Here is a 17107-nt window from a genome sequence, read left to right on the forward strand (position 1 = left end):
CCTGGGGAATGTTTCCCCCCACCCTGCCCTCTCCAGCCGGAGAGGGACTGCATGAAGAGTAAAGGTAACGTTATGATTCGCACAATGCTGCAAGGTAAGCTTCACCGCGTCAAAGTGACGCAGGCAGACCTGCATTACGAAGGTTCCTGCGCAATTGACCAGGATTTCCTTGAGGCGGCGGGTATTCTCGAATACGAAGCCATTGATATTTACAACGTCACCAACGGCAAGCGCTTCTCGACCTATGCGATTGCCGGTGAGCGCGGCTCGAAAATCATCTCCGTGAACGGCGCGGCGGCACACTGTGCGGACGTGGGGGATATCCTGATTATCGCCACCTACGTCACCATGCCGGACGAACAGGCGCGCAGCTGGCAGCCGAAAGTGGCCTATTTTGACGGCGACAACGAGATGAAACGTACCGCGAAAGCCGTACCGGTTCAGGTTGCCTGATTTATCCCTGCGGCTGATTGCTGATCAGCCGCGACATGGTCTCCAGCGAATCCGTTCTTAAGATATACAGGCGTTTCAGTAAGAACGGATTATCCCCCGGCTTTACCTTCCCTTTCACCGTCGTCACCGCCAGATGAAAACCGGCATCGTTCGCCGCTTTCACCGCTTTGTCATCGTACCCGCCGAACGGATACGAGAGATAGAGCACGCGCGGGTTGAACTGCGCCAGCGCGCGGCGCGAGCGTTCAAAATCAAACAGGATCACATGCGCGCTGCGGCTCAACAAAATCGGATGTTTGTTGGCATCGACGCGGTGCAGGAAGTGGGTATGCGACTGGATATCAAACACATCCTGAATCTCTTTCAGCTCCGACACGCTCATAAACTGCAGTGATTTCGGGTCCCACTTCTGCGGGTGACCTTTGATGCGCGACGAGATAATAAACGCCGTCGCTTTAAATCCGTACTGCTTCAGAATCGGCCAGGCGTAGCGGTTCACCGACTTCAGACCATCGTCAAAGGTGATCACCACCGCCCGCGCGGGCAGGTTCATTTTATTGCGCACGTACCCTTCCAGCTGATACATGGTCAGCGTGGTGTAGCCCTGATCGCGCAGCCAGGTCATCTGGTTGTTGAACGCACGCACGCTGGTGGTCGTGGAGGTATGGCGGAAACGGGTGTTCTCTTCGTCACGCAGGATATGGTGATAAGTGATCACCGGAATACCGTTATCTTCCTGAGCATCAAGGCTGCTGATCCACGCCAGGCGGTTCCCCATGCGGATTTGAAACCAGGTCTGGTTGAGCCTGTCTTTCAGCTTGCTGAGGATCGGATAGCGCAGGTTGGAACTGAGCGTACCAAAGGGCGCGCTTCCGCTGTTAGGGGCGTTATAAACCGGGGTGTCTTTCCAGGTAATGAGATTCTGATTGCTGAGCGGCTTGTTGAGATCGCCCAGGCTGTCCTGAACGCGCTGCTTGCCCTGCACCTTTTCCAGGTGGCCTTTGTCGATAAAACCGGTGCCAAAGCCGAAGCGAAATTCGTAGTAATCGGCTGCGGTAGGAACCACCGCAAGAATTTGCCCCGCGCGGACGTTGCCGACGTTCACGACCTCGTTGCCCACCTGCGCCCAGATCGCCGCATCTTCAGTGGTTTGCATGTATTGAGCGGGCAAGCCTTGCTGGCTTAATAAACTGGCAGATGCGCCGCCGGAGACCAGCAGCAACAGCAGGAAAAAAACGCGCATAAACATGGGATTATTATCGACACAAAAAATCAGCCGCCATTGTAGCAAAAGCGACATCAATACCAATGTTTAATTCTTATACAGATCGTGGAGCAGGACGAAAGGCGGGTTTTTCTGCTGCTGATGCCACAGACTGCTGACGCCGGGGATCTCCTGCCCGACCAGCATGTCGCGGAACTCCGCGCTGCTCAGCGTCTCGCGCAGGGGAGACATCATCTCCAGCAAGGCGTAGGTTATTCCGGAAATCACTTCGCAGTTTTCATGCTTGTGGCTCAACAACGCGGCGGCACGGTACGGCGCAGCGCCCGATTTGTCGGTGAGAAATATCACCCCTTCGCCGGTATCCGTCTGATGCAATGCATCACACATCATACGGCTGAGCATATTAGTACTGAGGCCACGCCAGTAATTCACCGCCCGACACTGCGGCAGCGGACCAAACTTCTTTTCCAGGCGATCAATCATTGCCTGGGCATCGTCATCATGACAGGTAATCACCCAACCCAGCATAGCGTCTCTCCTTTAGGGGAAAGTAGTTTAGCGGAGTGAAGATTGATTTAGGGTGATAACTATCAAAGAAAAGGCCCCGGCAGACAGAGTACTGCCGGGGATAAGGCTTAGGTGCGCAGTCCGCGTCCGCGCTGGATCAGATACCAGCAGAGGATGTAGAAGGCAATGATGAACACGGCCAGCACGATAACGGTGGTGAACAGCGGCACGTCGGTAATGCCGAGGAAGCCGAAGCGGAAGCCGCTGATCATGTACACAATCGGGTTCAGGTGCGACAGCGCCTGCCAGAATGGCGGCAGCAGCGTCAGAGAGTAGAACACCCCGCCGAGATAGGTCAGCGGCGTCAGAACGAAGGTCGGGATCAGGCTGATGTCATCGAAGGTGGTCGCGAAGACCGCATTCAGCAGACCGGCCAGCGAGAACAGGATCGCCGTCATCAGCAGCGTCACCGCCACGAACGTCCACGAGTGCACCTGGAACGGAACAAAGAACAGGGAAATCGCCGTCACCAGAATCCCAACCGCCAGCCCGCGCGCCACGCCGCCGCCGACATACCCGGCGATGATCACATGCGTGGGCACCGGGGCCACCAGCAACTCTTCGATGTTGCGCTGGAATTTAGCGCTGAAGAACGACGACGCCACGTTGGCGTAGGCGTTGGTGATCACCGCCATCATGATCAGGCCCGGTACGATAAACTGCATGTAGGTAAAGCCATGCATTTCACCAATGCGGGAGCCAATCAGGTTCCCGAAGATGATGAAATAGAGCGTCATGGTGATCACCGGCGGCACCAGGGTTTGCACCCAGATGCGCATAAAACGGTTAATCTCTTTGGCCCAGATACTTTTTAGCGCCACCCAGTAAAGATGCATCATGCCTGCTCTCCTTGTTTATCATGGACCAGCGAGACAAACAGTTCTTCCAGTCGGTTGGCTTTGTTACGCATACTCAATACCTGAATGCCCTGCGCGCTCAGCTGCGCAAAGACGCTGTTAATGCCCTGCTCGCGCAGCACTTCCACTTCCAGCGTTGAGGTATCCACCAGACGATACTGATAGCCCTCCAGCTTCGGCAGCGGGCTTTTCGCCGCCAGGTCGAGGATAAAGGTTTCGGATTTCAGCTTGGAGAGTAGGTTTTTCATCGAGGTGTTTTCCACCAGCTCGCCGCGCTGAATGATACCGATATTGCGGCACAGCATTTCCGCCTCTTCCAGATAGTGGGTGGTCAGAATAATGGTCGTGCCTTTGTCGTTGAGATCCTTCAGGAAACCCCACATCGAGCGGCGCAGTTCGATATCGACCCCCGCCGTCGGCTCATCGAGGATCAACAGCTTTGGCTCGTGCATCAGAGCACGGGCGATCATCAGACGACGCTTCATCCCGCCGGAGAGCATCCGCGCACGTTCGCCGCGTTTTTCCCACAGATCGAGCTGTTTGAGGTACTTTTCGCTGCGCGCAATGGCGTCCTGACGCTCCACGCCGTAGTAACCCGCCTGGTTAACCACAATCTGCTGCACGGTTTCAAACGGGTTGAAGTTAAATTCCTGCGGCACCAGCCCCAGCTGACGTTTGGCGTTCACCACGTCTTTTTCGAGGTCATAACCAAACACCGCGACGCTGCCGGACGTTTTGTTCACCAGAGAACTGATGATGCCGATGGTGGTGGATTTCCCTGCGCCATTCGGCCCCAGCAGCGCGTAGAAATCCCCCGCTTCGACCTGCAGATCGATTCCACGCAGCGCCTGAACGCCGCCGGAATAGACTTTTTTAAGCTGCTTGAGCTCAAGTGCGATTGTCATGAATTAAACTTACCTATAGTTCTGACACACGTTGTGTGGTTTCAATAAAAGTCGAGTTACCCTATATTAGCGCAACGCTATTACTCGGTTACAGGTCGTTAACCTCTATGAATGACATAGATACACTCATCAGCAACAATGCACTATGGTCAAAAATGCTGATAGAAGAGGACCCGGGATTTTTTGAGAAGCTGGCTAAAGCGCAGAACCCACGCTTTTTGTGGATTGGCTGCTCTGACAGCCGCGTCCCGGCGGAACGCCTGACAGGTCTTGATTCAGGTGAGCTGTTCGTTCACCGTAACGTCGCAAACCTGGTCATTCACACCGATCTCAATTGCCTTTCCGTCGTGCAGTACGCGGTGGACGTGCTGGAAGTGGAGCACATTATTATTTGCGGCCACTACGGCTGCGGTGGCGTGCAGGCGGCGGTCGAGAACCCGGAACTGGGGTTGATCGATAACTGGCTGCTGCACATTCGCGATATCTGGTTCAAACATAGCTCACTGCTGGGCGAAATGCCGCAGGAGCGCCGCCTCGATACCCTTTGCGAGCTGAACGTGATGGAGCAGGTTTATAACCTGGGCCATTCGACCATCATGCAGTCGGCGTGGAAGCGCGGGCAGAAAGTCTCGGTTCACGGCTGGGCGTACGGAATTCACGACGGGTTGCTGCGTAACCTGGAAGTGACCGCCACCAACCGCGAAACCCTGGAGCAGCGCTATCGTTCCGGGATTGCCAACCTCAAACTCAAGCACGTTAACCACAAGTAACCTGCAAAAAAGCCGGGTGGCGGCTTCGCCTTACCCGGCCTACGATTCACCGTTCACGCTTTTGTAGGCCCGGTAAGCGCAGCGCCACCGGGCAATACCGCTGAGATTACTCGTCCAGCAATACCACTTTTCCGACATACGGCAGATGGCGATAGCGCTGTGCATAATCAATGCCGTAACCCACCACGAACTCGTCCGGGATTGAGAAACCGACAAATTCAACCGGGACGTCCACTTCGCGACGCGTCGGTTTATCCAGCAGGGTACAAATCGCCAGGGATTTTGGTCCGCGCAGGCTCAGGATCTCGCGCACTTTAGAAAGGGTGTTACCGGAATCGATAATGTCTTCTACGATTAACACGTCCTTGCCGCGAATGTCTTCGTCCAGGTCTTTCAGGATTTTCACATCACGGGTGGTCGACATCCCGCTGCCGTAGCTGGAGGCGGTCATGAAATCCACTTCATGGGACACCTGAACTTCACGGCACAGGTCTGCCATGAACATGAATGAGCCGCGCAGCAGACCCACCAGCACCATATCGCTGCCGCTGTCCTGATAACGTTCGGTGATTTGACGACCCAGTTCGGCGATACGCGCTTTGATCTCCGCTTCCGGGATCATCACTTCAACAGTATGTTTCATATTACTAACCGTATGATTTAAAACCAATCTATCACTGCGGATGCTGATACGTCCGGCAATGATTCACAAGTTCAGCAGTATACCAGCAAATGGATTGGCCTGGCGCATGAGTTACAAAAAGCTCATTTTGTGATTCCGATCACACTTGTTAATACCTATAATTAATTGCTATCAAATAATTAACAAACTACAGAGTACTTTTCTATGGCTGAAACAAAATCTCCACAGCCGCGTCTACTGGTAACCTTAACAGCCGCATTTGCCGCTTTCTGCGCGCTGTATCTGTTAGCCGGTGGCGTATGGCTGGTCGCGTTAGGCGGCTCCTGGTACTACCCAATTGCGGGCCTGGTCATGGTTGGCGTGACTATCCTGCTGTTACGTCGTAAACGTTCCGCGCTGTGGCTTTACGCAGCATTACTGCTCGCGACGATGGTCTGGGGTGTCTGGGAGGTCGGCTTCGACTTCTGGGCGCTCACGCCGCGTAGCGACATCCTCGTCTTCTTTGGTGTCTGGCTGATCCTGCCGTTCGTCTGGCGTCGCCTGGTGGTGCCTTCTAACGGTGCCGTCGCTGGGCTGGTCGTTGTCCTGCTGATTACTGCTGGCATTCTGACCTGGGCCGGATTTAACGATCCGCAGGAAGTGAAAGGCACCCTGAGCGCCGATTCCACCCCTGCCGCCGCAATCTCTCAGGTGGCGGACGGTGACTGGCCGGCGTATGGCCGCAATCAGGAAGGTCAACGCTACTCGCCGCTGAAGCAGATCAACGCCGACAACGTGAAAAACCTGAAAGAGGCCTGGACCTTCCGTACCGGCGATCTGAAGCAGCCGAACGATCCGGGTGAACTGACCAACGAAGTCACGCCGATCAAAGTGGGCGACATGCTCTACCTGTGTACCGCTCACCAGCGTCTGTTCGCGCTGGATGCAGCGACGGGCAAGGAGAAGTGGCACTTTGATCCGCAGCTGAACACCAATACCTCGTTCCAGCACGTGACCTGTCGCGGTGTCTCTTACCACGAAGCGCGCGCGGAAACGGCCTCTCCGGAAGTGGTGGCAGACTGCCCTCGCCGTATCATTCTGCCGGTGAACGATGGCCGTCTGTTTGCCATCAACGCCGAAACCGGTAAGCTGTGCGAAACCTTTGCCAACAAAGGTATCCTCAACCTGCAGACCAACATGCCGGATACCACGCCGGGCCTGTATGAGCCGACGTCTCCGCCTATCATCACCGATAAAACCATCGTCATCGCCGGGTCGGTCACGGATAACTTCTCTACCCGTGAAACCTCTGGCGTGATTCGTGGTTTCGACGTGAATACCGGGAAACTGCTGTGGGCCTTCGATCCGGGCGCGAAAGATCCAAACGCGATCCCGTCGGATGAACATACCTTTACCTTCAACTCCCCGAACTCCTGGGCACCGGCCGCGTATGACGCGAAGCTGGATCTGGTCTATCTCCCGATGGGCGTGACCACGCCAGATATCTGGGGCGGAAACCGCACGCCAGAGCAGGAGCGTTACGCCAGCGCGATTGTGGCGCTGAACGCCACGACCGGGAAACTGGCCTGGAGCTATCAAACCGTTCACCACGATCTGTGGGATATGGATATGCCGTCTCAGCCGACGCTGGCCGACATTACCGTCGACGGTAAAACGGTTCCGGTGATTTACGCTCCGGCAAAAACCGGCAACATCTTCGTGCTGGATCGTACTAACGGCAAACTGGTGGTTCCGGCTCCGGAAAAACCGGTCCCGCAGGGTGCGGCGAAAGGCGACTATGTTTCTAAAACGCAGCCATTCTCTGACCTGAGCTTCCGTCCGAAGAAAGATCTGACCGGCGCGGACATGTGGGGCGCCACCATGTTCGACCAGCTGGTGTGCCGGGTGATGTTCCATCAGCTGCGCTATGAAGGCATCTTCACCCCGCCTTCTGAGCAGGGCACGCTGGTCTTCCCGGGTAACCTGGGGATGTTCGAATGGGGCGGTATTTCCGTCGATCCAAACCGTCAGGTGGCGATTGCTAACCCGATGGCGCTGCCATTTGTCTCGAAGCTGATCCCACGCGGTCCGGGTAATCCGATGGAGCAGCCGAAAGACGCGAAAGGCAGCGGTACAGAAGCCGGTATTCAACCGCAGTATGGCGTGCCGTTTGGCGTGACGCTGAACCCGTTCCTGTCGCCGTTTGGTCTGCCGTGTAAACAGCCTGCGTGGGGTTATATTTCCGCGCTGGATCTGAAAACCAATCAGGTCATGTGGAAAAAACGTATTGGCACACCGCAGGACAGCATGCCGTTCCCGATGCCGGTTCCGGTGCCGTTCAATATGGGGATGCCGATGCTCGGTGGCCCAATCTCTACCGCCGGTAACGTCCTGTTCATCGCCGCAACCGCAGATAACTACCTGCGCGCGTACAACATGACCAACGGTGAGAAACTGTGGCAAGGCCGTCTGCCTGCAGGCGGACAGGCCACACCGATGACCTACGAAGTGAATGGCAAGCAGTACGTTGTCATCTCGGCGGGCGGTCACGGATCGTTTGGCACTAAAATGGGCGATTATATTGTCGCGTATGCGTTGCCGGATGATGTGAAGTAACAGCAAAACGGCAACCCGAAGTTGCCGTTTGTAGAACCGTAGGCCGGGTAAGGCGCAGCCGCCACCCGGCTTTTTTTACACCGTAAACCCTAACATCATCCCCGTATCTTCATGCTCCAGCAGATGACAGTGCGCCATATAGGCAAACTCCTTCGGCGCGTCATGCTCAAATTTCACCAGCACTTCGCTGACGCCCCCTTCCACCCGCACCGTATCTTTCCAGCCCGTACGATGGGCCGCAGGCGCCTGGCCGTTCTCGGACAAAATGCGGAACTGCGTGCCGTGAATGTGGAACGGATGCAGCATCATGTCACCCTCACCTGAAATCACCCAGCGCTCGTACTGCCCTTTTTGCGCCGCAAACATCGGGGTGTTCATATCGAAGGCCTGCCCGTTGATGCGGTTGGCGTTGGGGAAATCAAAGCCTTTCCCGCCGCCGTGATTCATATGGCCCATGTTGCCCATCTTGCCGTGATCCATGTTCATATGACCCATCGACTGTCCGTGATGCATCCCGGCCATCGCCTGGTCGCCATATTTATTCATCAGCGCCTGCATGCCCATCATGTCGAGCATGGGGTCCATCGACAGCTGGAGTTTACGCTGGGTGAGCCCGTCGAGGGACGGCAGCGCAGGCACGGCAACGAGGGTGTCCGGCAGCGTGCCCGACGCGGTAACCACCAGCGGCTGGATGCGCAGCACCGGGTGCGGCTTATCGAACGGCGCAACCGCCATCCCCATCTGGCTCACCGGGAGCGTGACGATATCAAACGGCTTACCGTCGCTGATATCCACCAGCACTTCAAAGCGCTCGCCCATCAGCATCGGCAGCTCGCTGACTTTCACCGGCTCGGCTAACAGCCCGCCGTCGCTCGCCACCACGTACAGCGGGCGCTGGTCGCTGGCGGCAAAATTGAGAGATCGCGCGTTACAGCCGTTGAGCAGGCGCAGACGCAGCCAGCCTCTCGGCGCCGAATGCTGCGGATAGATCGCCCCGTTGGTCAGGAGCGTGTCGCCAAACCAGCCGACCGCCGCGCTCATCACATCCAGCTGATAGTCGATCTGCCCGTCAGCGGTAAATTTCTTGTCCTGCACGATCACCGGCACATCGTCGATGCCCCACTGTTTCGGCAGGCGCAGCATTCGGCTCTCGTCGTCTTCAATCAGCACCAGACCCGCCAGCCCCATCGCCACCTGATGGCCGGTTTTACCGTGCTGATGCGGGTGGAACCAACAGGTTGCCGCGTGCTGATCCGGTGTAAAGGTCACCGTGCGCTCGCCGCCCGCTTTGATGACACCCTGCGGGCCGCCGTCCACTTCACCGGGAACTTCCAGGCCGTGCCAGTGCAGCGTCGTCTCCTCCGCGAGGGTATTGTGAATATTCACCGTCACCTGTTTGCCGCGGGAGAGCTGCAGCGCAGGACCGAGCAAATTGCCGTTATATCCCCATGTCGTCGCCTGATGCGCGCCAAAGGTCGATTTTCCGGACTGTACGACAAGCTGAATGCGGCTGCGGGCGTCCGCCGTCAGTAAATTAGGGATCGGGAGCGCCGGTCTGTCGGCCGCAAACACCGCGCGGCTCCACAAAGGTAACGCGCTGGCAGCCCCGATGACGGCTGAATATTTCAAAAAATCACGACGTTGCATGTTCATTCCTTTTTTCCGTGCAGGCGATATTTTGAGCTTAAACCCTCCCCTAAGCGGAAGGTCAAGTAAAGCCGCAATAATAAAGGTCGTCGCGCTGGTATCAAGTATGCTAACGTTTAATTTCCGTGACGCAGTGGTAGAAGCAATGAAGACGTTTTTCAGGACAATTTTGTTCACAAGCCTGGTGGCGATGAGTGCGAACAGTTATGCGCTGAGTGAAAACGAAGCGGAAGATATGGCCGATTTAACGGCAGTTTTTGTTTTCCTGAAAAACGATTGTGGATACCAGAATTTACCCAACGGGCAGATTCGTCGCGCACTGGTCTTTTTTGCCCAGCAGAACCAATGGGATCTCAGCAACTACGATAGCTTTGACATGAAGGCGCTCGGTGAAGACAGCTACCGCGATTTAAGCGGCATTGGCATTCCTGTCGCGAAAAAATGCAAAGCGCTGGCCCGCGATTCGCTGAGCCTGCTCGCCTACGTGAAGTAACCTTCCCGACGCCCCTTTGTTGCAATGATGACCGTGCATGCGCGGTCATTGTTGGCTATGATGTTGCGCCCATTTTGCGTGGGTGTAATGGATGTTAACAAAGGAGGTATCAGCCTGTGACCGAGAAAACCCTGTGGCACGAAACGCTGCATGACCAGTTTGGTCAGTACTTTGCCGTTGATAACGTGCTTTATCATGAGAAAACCGATCATCAGGATCTGATCATTTTCGAAAACGCCGCGTTCGGGCGCGTCATGGCGCTGGACGGCGTGGTGCAAACCACCGAGCGCGATGAGTTTATCTATCACGAAATGATGACCCACGTGCCGCTGCTGGCGCACGGGCACGCGAAACACGTGCTGATTATCGGCGGCGGCGACGGCGCGATGCTGCGCGAAGTCTCCCGCCATAAAACCGTCGAAACCATCACCATGGTCGAGATCGACGCCGGTGTTGTCTCCTTCTGCCGCCAGTATCTACCGAACCACAATGCGGGCAGCTACGACGATCCACGCTTTACGCTGGTGATCGACGACGGCGTCAACTTCGTGAATCAGACCAGCCAGACTTTCGACGTGATCATCTCCGACTGCACCGATCCCATCGGGCCGGGCGCGACGCTCTTCACCTCGTCCTTCTACGAAGGCTGCAAGCGCTGCCTGAACCCTGGCGGGATCTTCGTGGCGCAGAACGGTGTCTGCTTCCTGCAGCAGGACGAAGCCCTCGACAGCCACCGCAAGCTCAGCACCTATTTTGGTGACGTGAGCTTCTACCAGGCGGCGATCCCGACCTATTACGGCGGTATCATGACCTTCGCCTGGGCGACGGACAACGAGGCGCTGCGCCATCTCTCCACCGAGATTATCCAGGCGCGCTTCCATCAGGCAAACCTCATCTGCCGCTACTACAATCCGGCAGTGCACACGGCCGCTTTTGCCTTGCCACAATATCTGCAAGACGCGCTGTCCTCTAAGGGGGTGAACTAAATTGAAAAAGCTGAAACTGCATGGCTTTAACAACCTGACCAAAAGCCTGAGTTTTTGTATTTACGATATCTGCTACGTGAAAACAGCGGAGGAGCGCGATGGTTATATCGCCTATATCGATGAACTCTACAACGCCAACCGACTGACCGAGATCCTGTCAGAAACCTGCTCCATTATCGGGGCCAATATCCTGAACATTGCGCGTCAGGACTATGAACCGCAGGGCGCGAGCGTCACGATCCTCGTGAGCGAAGAGCCGATTGATCCTAAGCTTATCGACCCGACTGAACACCCCGGCCCGCTGCCCGAAGCGGTGGTCGCCCATCTCGATAAGAGCCACATCTGCGTGCACACCTACCCCGAGAGTCACCCGGAAGGCGGGTTGTGTACCTTCCGCGCGGACATTGAAGTCTCCACCTGCGGGGTGATTTCTCCGCTCAACGCGCTGAACTATCTCATCCACCAGCTGGAATCCGATATTGTCACCGTCGATTATCGCGTGCGTGGTTTCACCCGTGATATCAACGGCATGAAACATTTTATCGACCATGAGATCAATTCGATTCAGAACTTTATGTCCGAGGATATGAAGGCGCTGTACGACATGATGGACGTGAACGTTTACCAGGAAAACATCTTCCACACCAAGATGTTACTGAAGGAGTTCGACCTTCAGCACTACATGTTCCACACAAAGCCTGAAGATTTAAGCGAAGAAGAGCGGAAGACAATCACCGACCTGCTCTGGAAAGAGATGCGCGAAATCTACTACGGCCGCAATATTCCGGCCGTGTAAAACGCGCGGGGAGCAAGGATGCTCCGCTGGTTTACTTCTGTTTCATAAAATCGCGGTACGCTGCCACCACCTGTAAAAAGTCCTCTACGCCGCACAGCGACAGGCTCTCTTCGTCGTAGTAGCTCATCCCCTCTTCCATCTCATCGCCGGAAAACTCGAGCTGATTGGCGCGAACCATCACCTCTTCGCCGTCCATCCAGAGGGTGTACTCGTGTCCGACGCGCTGCCAGGAGCGCTCGCTGCCTTTGACGGTTTGTGCAGCGTCTTCGACTTCATCGAGCAGGGCGAGATTTTCTTTAACTTCTTCGTTAAACCAGTGCCCGACCACTTCGTGGCCCATCGACATGCGCACTTTCACCACTCCGGTGATATCGCGCAGAAATTCGTAATCCATGGTGTTTTCCTCTGCAGAGCCATGGCGTAATTATCGCAGATAGAGAGGAGATAAAAAGCGGGACGGGTGTCAGGAGTGGAAAATAAAAAACCCCGCGTTGAATAACGCGAGGTTTTTGGGGGGATTGTGCGGGCTGATGCCCTCACCCCGGCCCTTATGTCTTGATCTTCTCCGCTTCTGCGGAGAAGATCCCCGACTGATCATCGGGAGGTTACCGGTGAGCATCACCCGGCCCTGGTGCCACTGAGCCCGTGGGAGAGATTATGCCCCGGTAACCTGTTTCCCTGTCGCCTCAAGACCGAACGGTATCCTGTGCCCTGAGCACCCACATATAAGGATGGTCCGGCGATATTATTCATAAGGTTACGGAGTGCCATGATGGAGCTTATTCCTGTCGGCGTTGATATCGCCAAACTCAAATTTGATGTCGCCGTCCTGCTGCCTAATCAGAAATACAAAACCAAAAAATTCCCCAACACCTCTGCCGGATGCCGCGAGTTCCTCAGTTGGCTGGCACGTTTTGGCGACTGCCATGTCTGCATGGAAGCGACGGGCTGCTACAGCACTGAACTTGCCACCCTGCTGGCCGATAACGGCTGCTGTGTCAGCCTCGAAAATCCTGCCCGCATACACGCGTTTGGCAATACGGAGCTGACCCGCAACAAAACAGACAAAAGTGATGCGGCACTGATAGCCCGCTACTGCGCCCTGCATCAACCCGCCCCCTGGTATCCTGCACCACTGAGTGAGCGTCAGCTGACGGCGCTGGTACGCCACCTGCGTAATCTGGAAGAGATGCGGCAGATGGAGATGAACCGCCTTGAAGCAGCCGACGAGGTCATTGTTCCCTCACTGCATGAACACGTCGCCATGCTGGATGAACTGATTGACGAAACACGAAAGAAAATCAGCCAGCACATCGATGATAACCCTGACCTGAAGCGGGACAGGGAACTGCTGAAGAGCATCCCCGGGATCGGTGAAATGCTGAGCGTGAGCCTGCTGGCGTTCGCGGGTAATCTGAGACGGTTCAGTGACAGTAAGGCACTGGTGGCTTACGCCGGGCTGAATCCACGGCGCTGTGAGTCGGGGATGTGGAAAGGAAAGAGCAGGCTGTCAAAAGTAGGTCACGCAGAGCTGCGCAGTGCGCTGTATATGCCGGCAGTGGTGGCGGGAAGGTGCAATGAGGTGGTTAAAAATCTGATGGACAGGCTGGCAGCGAGAGGAAAAACAGGGAAGGAACGCGTATGTGCCGGGATGAGAAAACTGCTCCAGCTGGCTTATGGCGTGGTGAAATCCGGACGAGAATTTAATGCTGAAATACCGCTTGCCGGATAACCGACAAGACGGTATCTCTCCCACAGGGAGAGGGTGCAAACACTAAAACCGCCTCTGGAGAGGCGGTTTGCTGTTTATACCGCAGTCTGGAAGATCACGCCATCCGCTTTCTCGGTGTACTGAGAGAGCTTATCGAAGTTCAGATAGCGATAGGTATCCACCGCCGTCTTATCAACCTGCGCCACATAGGTCTGGTACTCTTCCGGCGTCGGCAGTTTGCCGATCAGCGCCGCAACCGCCGCCAGCTCCGCAGAGGCCAGGTAGACGTTCGCGCCGGTTCCTAAACGGTTCGGGAAGTTACGGGTAGACGTGGAGACCACGGTCGCACCGTCAGCCACGCGCGCCTGGTTACCCATACACAGGGAACAGCCAGGGATTTCGATACGCGCACCACTCTTACCAAACACGCTGTAGTAGCCTTCTTCCGTCAGCTGTGCCGCATCCATACGCGTTGGCGGAGCGACCCACAGACGGGTTGGCAGCTGGCCTTTATGGGTATCCAGCAGCTTACCGGCCGCACGGAAGTGACCGATGTTGGTCATGCAAGAGCCGATGAACACTTCGTCGATCTTGTCGCCCTGCACGTCAGACAGCAGACGCGCATCGTCAGGATCGTTTGGTGCACACAGGATTGGCTCTTTGATGTCCGCCAGATCGATGTCGATCACCGCTGCGTACTCTGCGTCAGCATCGGCTTCGAGCAGCTGCGGATCGGCCAGCCATTTTTCCATGCCCTGCACGCGACGCTCCAGCGTACGACGATCGCCGTAACCTTCGGCAATCATCCACTTCAGCAGCACGATGTTAGAGGTGAGATACTCAACGATCGGCTCCTGGTTCAGCTTGATGGTGCAGCCTGCCGCAGAACGCTCGGCGGACGCATCGGTCAGCTCAAACGCCTGCTCGACTTTCAGATCCGGCAGACCTTCGATCTCCAGAATGCGGCCAGAGAAGATGTTCTTCTTGCCTTTCTTCTCAACGGTCAGCAGACCCTGTTTGATCGCGTACAGCGGGATCGCATGAACCAGATCGCGCAGAGTGATGCCCGGCTGCATTTTGCCTTTGAAGCGCACCAGAACGGATTCCGGCATGTCCAGCGGCATCACGCCCGTCGCGGCAGCAAACGCCACCAGACCAGAACCGGCCGGGAAGGAGATGCCGATCGGGAAACGGGTATGGGAGTCACCACCGGTACCGACGGTATCCGGCAGCAGCATACGGTTCAGCCAGGAGTGGATCACACCATCGCCCGGACGCAGGGAGACGCCGCCACGGTTCATGATGAAGTCTGGCAGGGTGTGGTGCGTGGTGACGTCGACCGGCTTCGGATAGGCCGCCGTGTGGCAGAAGGACTGCATCACCAGGTCAGACGAGAAGCCCAGACACGCCAGGTCTTTCAGCTCATCACGGGTCATTGGACCGGTGGTGTCCTGAGAACCGACGGAGGTCATTTTTGGCTCGCAGTACGCGCCCGGACGAACGCCCGTCACGCCGCATGCACGACCGACCATTTTCTGTGCCAGGGAGAAGCCGCGATTGCTCTCGGCCACGTCTTTCGCCTGACGGAACACATCGCTGTGCGGCAGACCGAGCGCTTCACGCGCTTTGGTGGTCAGGCCGCGACCGATGATCAGCGGGATACGGCCACCGGCGCGCACTTCGTCGATCAGCACGTCGGTTTTCAGCTCGAAGCTTGCCAGCAGCTCGTTGGTCTCGTGATTGCGGACTTCGCCTTTGAACGGATAAACGTCAATCACGTCACCCATGTTGAGGTTGTTGACGTCCACTTCGATCGGCAGTGCGCCCGCATCTTCCATGGTGTTGAAGAAAATCGGTGCGATTTTACCGCCAAGACACAGGCCGCCGCCGCGCTTGTTCGGCACATGAGGGATATCATCGCCCATGAACCACAGCACGGAGTTGGTCGCGGATTTACGCGAAGAGCCGGTCCCGACTACGTCACCGACGTAGGCCAGCGGGAAGCCTTTCTTATTTAATTCTTCGATCTGTTTGATCGGGCCAACGCTGCCCGGCTGATCCGGATGGATGCCTTCGCGGGCGTTTTTCAGCATCGCCAGGGCGTGCAGTGGGATATCCGGGCGGGACCAGGCATCCGGAGCCGGAGACAGGTCATCGGTGTTGGTTTCACCGGTCACTTTGAAGACGGTGACGGTAATTTTTTCGGCAAGCTGCGGACGGTTCAGGAACCATTCGGCATCAGCCCAGGATTGCATCACCTGTTTTGCGTGACGGTTGCCGGCTTTGGCTTTCTCTTCCACATCGTAGAAGTTATCAAACATCAGCAGCGTCTGAGACAGCGCTTTGGCGGCAATCGGTGCCAGCGTGTCGCTATCCAGTGCATCAATTAACGGATGAATGTTGTAGCCGCCCTGCATGGTGCCGAGCAGTTCAATGGCTTTTTCAGGAGTGACCAGTGGGGAGGTGGCTTCGCCTTTGGCAACGGCAGCAAGGAATCCGGCTTTAACATACGCGGCTTCATCGACGCCAGGCGGAACGCGGTTGATCAACAGATCTAACAGGAATTCTTCTTCGCCCGCAGGCGGGTTCTTCAGCAGCTCGACGAGGCCGGCCATCTGGGTTGCATCTAAGGGTTTCGGTACAATTCCCTCGGCGGCACGTTCTGCTACGTGCTTACGGTATTCTTCTAGCACGACGGTTCTCCTCGCTCTCATTGTCATATTGCGGCATACACTTCATTTGAAAGCTTTCGTGTACTGGGCGTTCTCTTCACGCTCCTGTGAAACAGCAGTTTGTAGGGTAAATGCCCGATACCGCGTCGGGCAGCATAGCAGGATTTCTGCACAGTGTTAATCCGTTTACAAAAAAGCAACATTAAATCGTTTGCTGAATCGTTAAGGATGGTATAGCGCGCAAAGAGAGAGATTTTTCGGACACAAAAAAACCGCCTTTCAGCGGTTTAGTTGTTGCCTTGCGGTGGTAGCACACCGGGCTGGCAGGTTTTGCGGCAACTTCTAACGCAGTAAATATTGCGCTTTCATTCTCTGCTGTGCAAGCCCTGATTTTTGTTTTGCGTAGCGTCTTCAGGTTTCGAATGAAAACCAAAGTAATGCTCTTTCTCCGCTTTTGTAGCACTTGCTAATACGATAACGTTCACCCCGGCCTGCTTCGCTGGTGTAGCAACCAGTCACCGGGCCCGGGAGCAGTTCCGTAACCTACGCGGCAACTTCTAATTTGCCAGGTTCTGCCTTTCCCGGTGAAGAAGGAACCCGCGTAGCCCTGCAAAGGAACGCACGCAATGGAGATGCGATATATCTATGCGCTGATCGTTGTGACCGGTTTACTGCTGACGGCGCTGCATGGTGGCTGGAATATTTCCGACATCACGGTGCTGTTGGTCGTCAATCTCGGCAACTAGCTGCTGGCCGCTCGCAAGAGCGGCCTTTTGAATTTCCCACG

General features: G+C 56.0%; 15 protein-coding genes. 7 read left to right on the forward strand and 8 right to left on the reverse strand.

The window, feature by feature from the left end; genetic code table 11:
* Positions 1–72 precede the first annotated feature (72 nt).
* Entirely contained in the window at positions 73–453 is a 381-nt protein-coding gene (gene panD, locus AC3WS9_RS17920) for an aspartate 1-decarboxylase (protein ID WP_095284178.1), read from the forward strand.
* A 1-nt stretch (position 454) separates the two neighbouring features.
* Here the strand turns inward: panD and AC3WS9_RS17925 are convergent, their stop codons facing one another.
* The 4 genes from AC3WS9_RS17925 to AC3WS9_RS17940 form a co-directional block, all read right to left on the reverse strand.
* Entirely contained in the window at positions 455–1702 is a 1248-nt protein-coding gene (locus AC3WS9_RS17925; protein WP_285145980.1) for a polysaccharide deacetylase family protein, read from the reverse strand.
* Between the two features lie 63 nt (positions 1703–1765).
* Entirely contained in the window at positions 1766–2206 is a 441-nt protein-coding gene (locus AC3WS9_RS17930) for a PTS sugar transporter subunit IIA (RefSeq protein WP_285145981.1), read from the reverse strand.
* A 107-nt stretch (positions 2207–2313) separates the two neighbouring features.
* Positions 2314–3084, reverse strand: a complete 771-nt coding sequence (locus AC3WS9_RS17935; RefSeq protein ID WP_285145982.1) for an ABC transporter permease — start codon at positions 3082–3084, stop codon at positions 2314–2316.
* Positions 3081–4007, reverse strand: coding sequence for an ABC transporter ATP-binding protein (locus tag AC3WS9_RS17940; protein WP_282491680.1), 927 nt, complete (start codon positions 4005–4007; stop codon positions 3081–3083). Before AC3WS9_RS17940 ends, AC3WS9_RS17935 begins: the two co-directional genes overlap by 4 nt.
* A gap of 107 nt (positions 4008–4114) precedes the next feature.
* Between AC3WS9_RS17940 and can the strand changes: the two genes are divergently transcribed.
* Positions 4115–4777, forward strand: coding sequence for a carbonate dehydratase (gene can / locus AC3WS9_RS17945; protein ID WP_282491679.1), 663 nt, complete (start codon positions 4115–4117; stop codon positions 4775–4777).
* 106 nt (positions 4778–4883) lie between these two features.
* Here can and hpt read toward each other — a convergent pair whose 3' ends face one another.
* Entirely contained in the window at positions 4884–5420 is a 537-nt protein-coding gene (gene hpt, locus AC3WS9_RS17950) for a hypoxanthine phosphoribosyltransferase (protein ID WP_095280807.1), read from the reverse strand.
* 204 nt (positions 5421–5624) lie between these two features.
* Between hpt and AC3WS9_RS17955 the strand changes: the two genes are divergently transcribed.
* A complete protein-coding gene (locus tag AC3WS9_RS17955; protein WP_492489663.1) occupies positions 5625–8015 on the forward strand; it encodes a glucose/quinate/shikimate family membrane-bound PQQ-dependent dehydrogenase in 2391 nt (796 codons plus the stop codon).
* A 75-nt stretch (positions 8016–8090) separates the two neighbouring features.
* Here the strand turns inward: AC3WS9_RS17955 and cueO are convergent, their stop codons facing one another.
* A complete protein-coding gene (gene cueO / locus AC3WS9_RS17960; RefSeq protein WP_492489665.1) occupies positions 8091–9662 on the reverse strand; it encodes a multicopper oxidase CueO in 1572 nt (523 codons plus the stop codon).
* A gap of 145 nt (positions 9663–9807) precedes the next feature.
* On the opposite strand from cueO, the gene AC3WS9_RS17965 reads away from it, so the two are divergent.
* The 3 genes from AC3WS9_RS17965 to speD all read left to right on the forward strand — a co-directional run bounded on the left by AC3WS9_RS17965 (position 9808) and on the right by speD (position 11937).
* Positions 9808–10155 carry a YacC family pilotin-like protein gene (locus AC3WS9_RS17965; protein WP_282491733.1) on the forward strand — a complete coding sequence of 116 codons (348 nt, stop codon included), beginning with the start codon at positions 9808–9810 and terminating at the stop codon, positions 10153–10155.
* Positions 10156–10271: 116 nt separating this feature from the next.
* On the forward strand, positions 10272–11141 hold the full coding sequence (speE, locus tag AC3WS9_RS17970) for a polyamine aminopropyltransferase (RefSeq protein ID WP_285145984.1): 870 nt from the start codon (positions 10272–10274) through the stop codon (positions 11139–11141).
* A gap of 1 nt (position 11142) precedes the next feature.
* On the forward strand, positions 11143–11937 hold the full coding sequence (gene speD, locus AC3WS9_RS17975; RefSeq protein ID WP_282491675.1) for an adenosylmethionine decarboxylase: 795 nt from the start codon (positions 11143–11145) through the stop codon (positions 11935–11937).
* A gap of 31 nt (positions 11938–11968) precedes the next feature.
* Here the strand turns inward: speD and yacL are convergent, their stop codons facing one another.
* Entirely contained in the window at positions 11969–12331 is a 363-nt protein-coding gene (gene yacL, locus AC3WS9_RS17980; protein WP_100777595.1) for a protein YacL, read from the reverse strand.
* Positions 12332–12706: 375 nt separating this feature from the next.
* Here yacL and AC3WS9_RS17985 point away from each other — a divergent pair, with 375 nt between their 5' ends.
* Positions 12707–13669, forward strand: coding sequence for an IS110 family RNA-guided transposase (locus tag AC3WS9_RS17985; protein WP_492486735.1), 963 nt, complete (start codon positions 12707–12709; stop codon positions 13667–13669).
* Positions 13670–13743: 74 nt separating this feature from the next.
* Here the strand turns inward: AC3WS9_RS17985 and acnB are convergent, their stop codons facing one another.
* Entirely contained in the window at positions 13744–16341 is a 2598-nt protein-coding gene (gene acnB / locus AC3WS9_RS17990; protein WP_492489668.1) for a bifunctional aconitate hydratase 2/2-methylisocitrate dehydratase, read from the reverse strand.
* Between the last annotated feature and the right edge of the window lie 766 nt (positions 16342–17107).

This window comes from Lelliottia sp. EB106-05-01-XG201 (assembly GCF_058791735.1).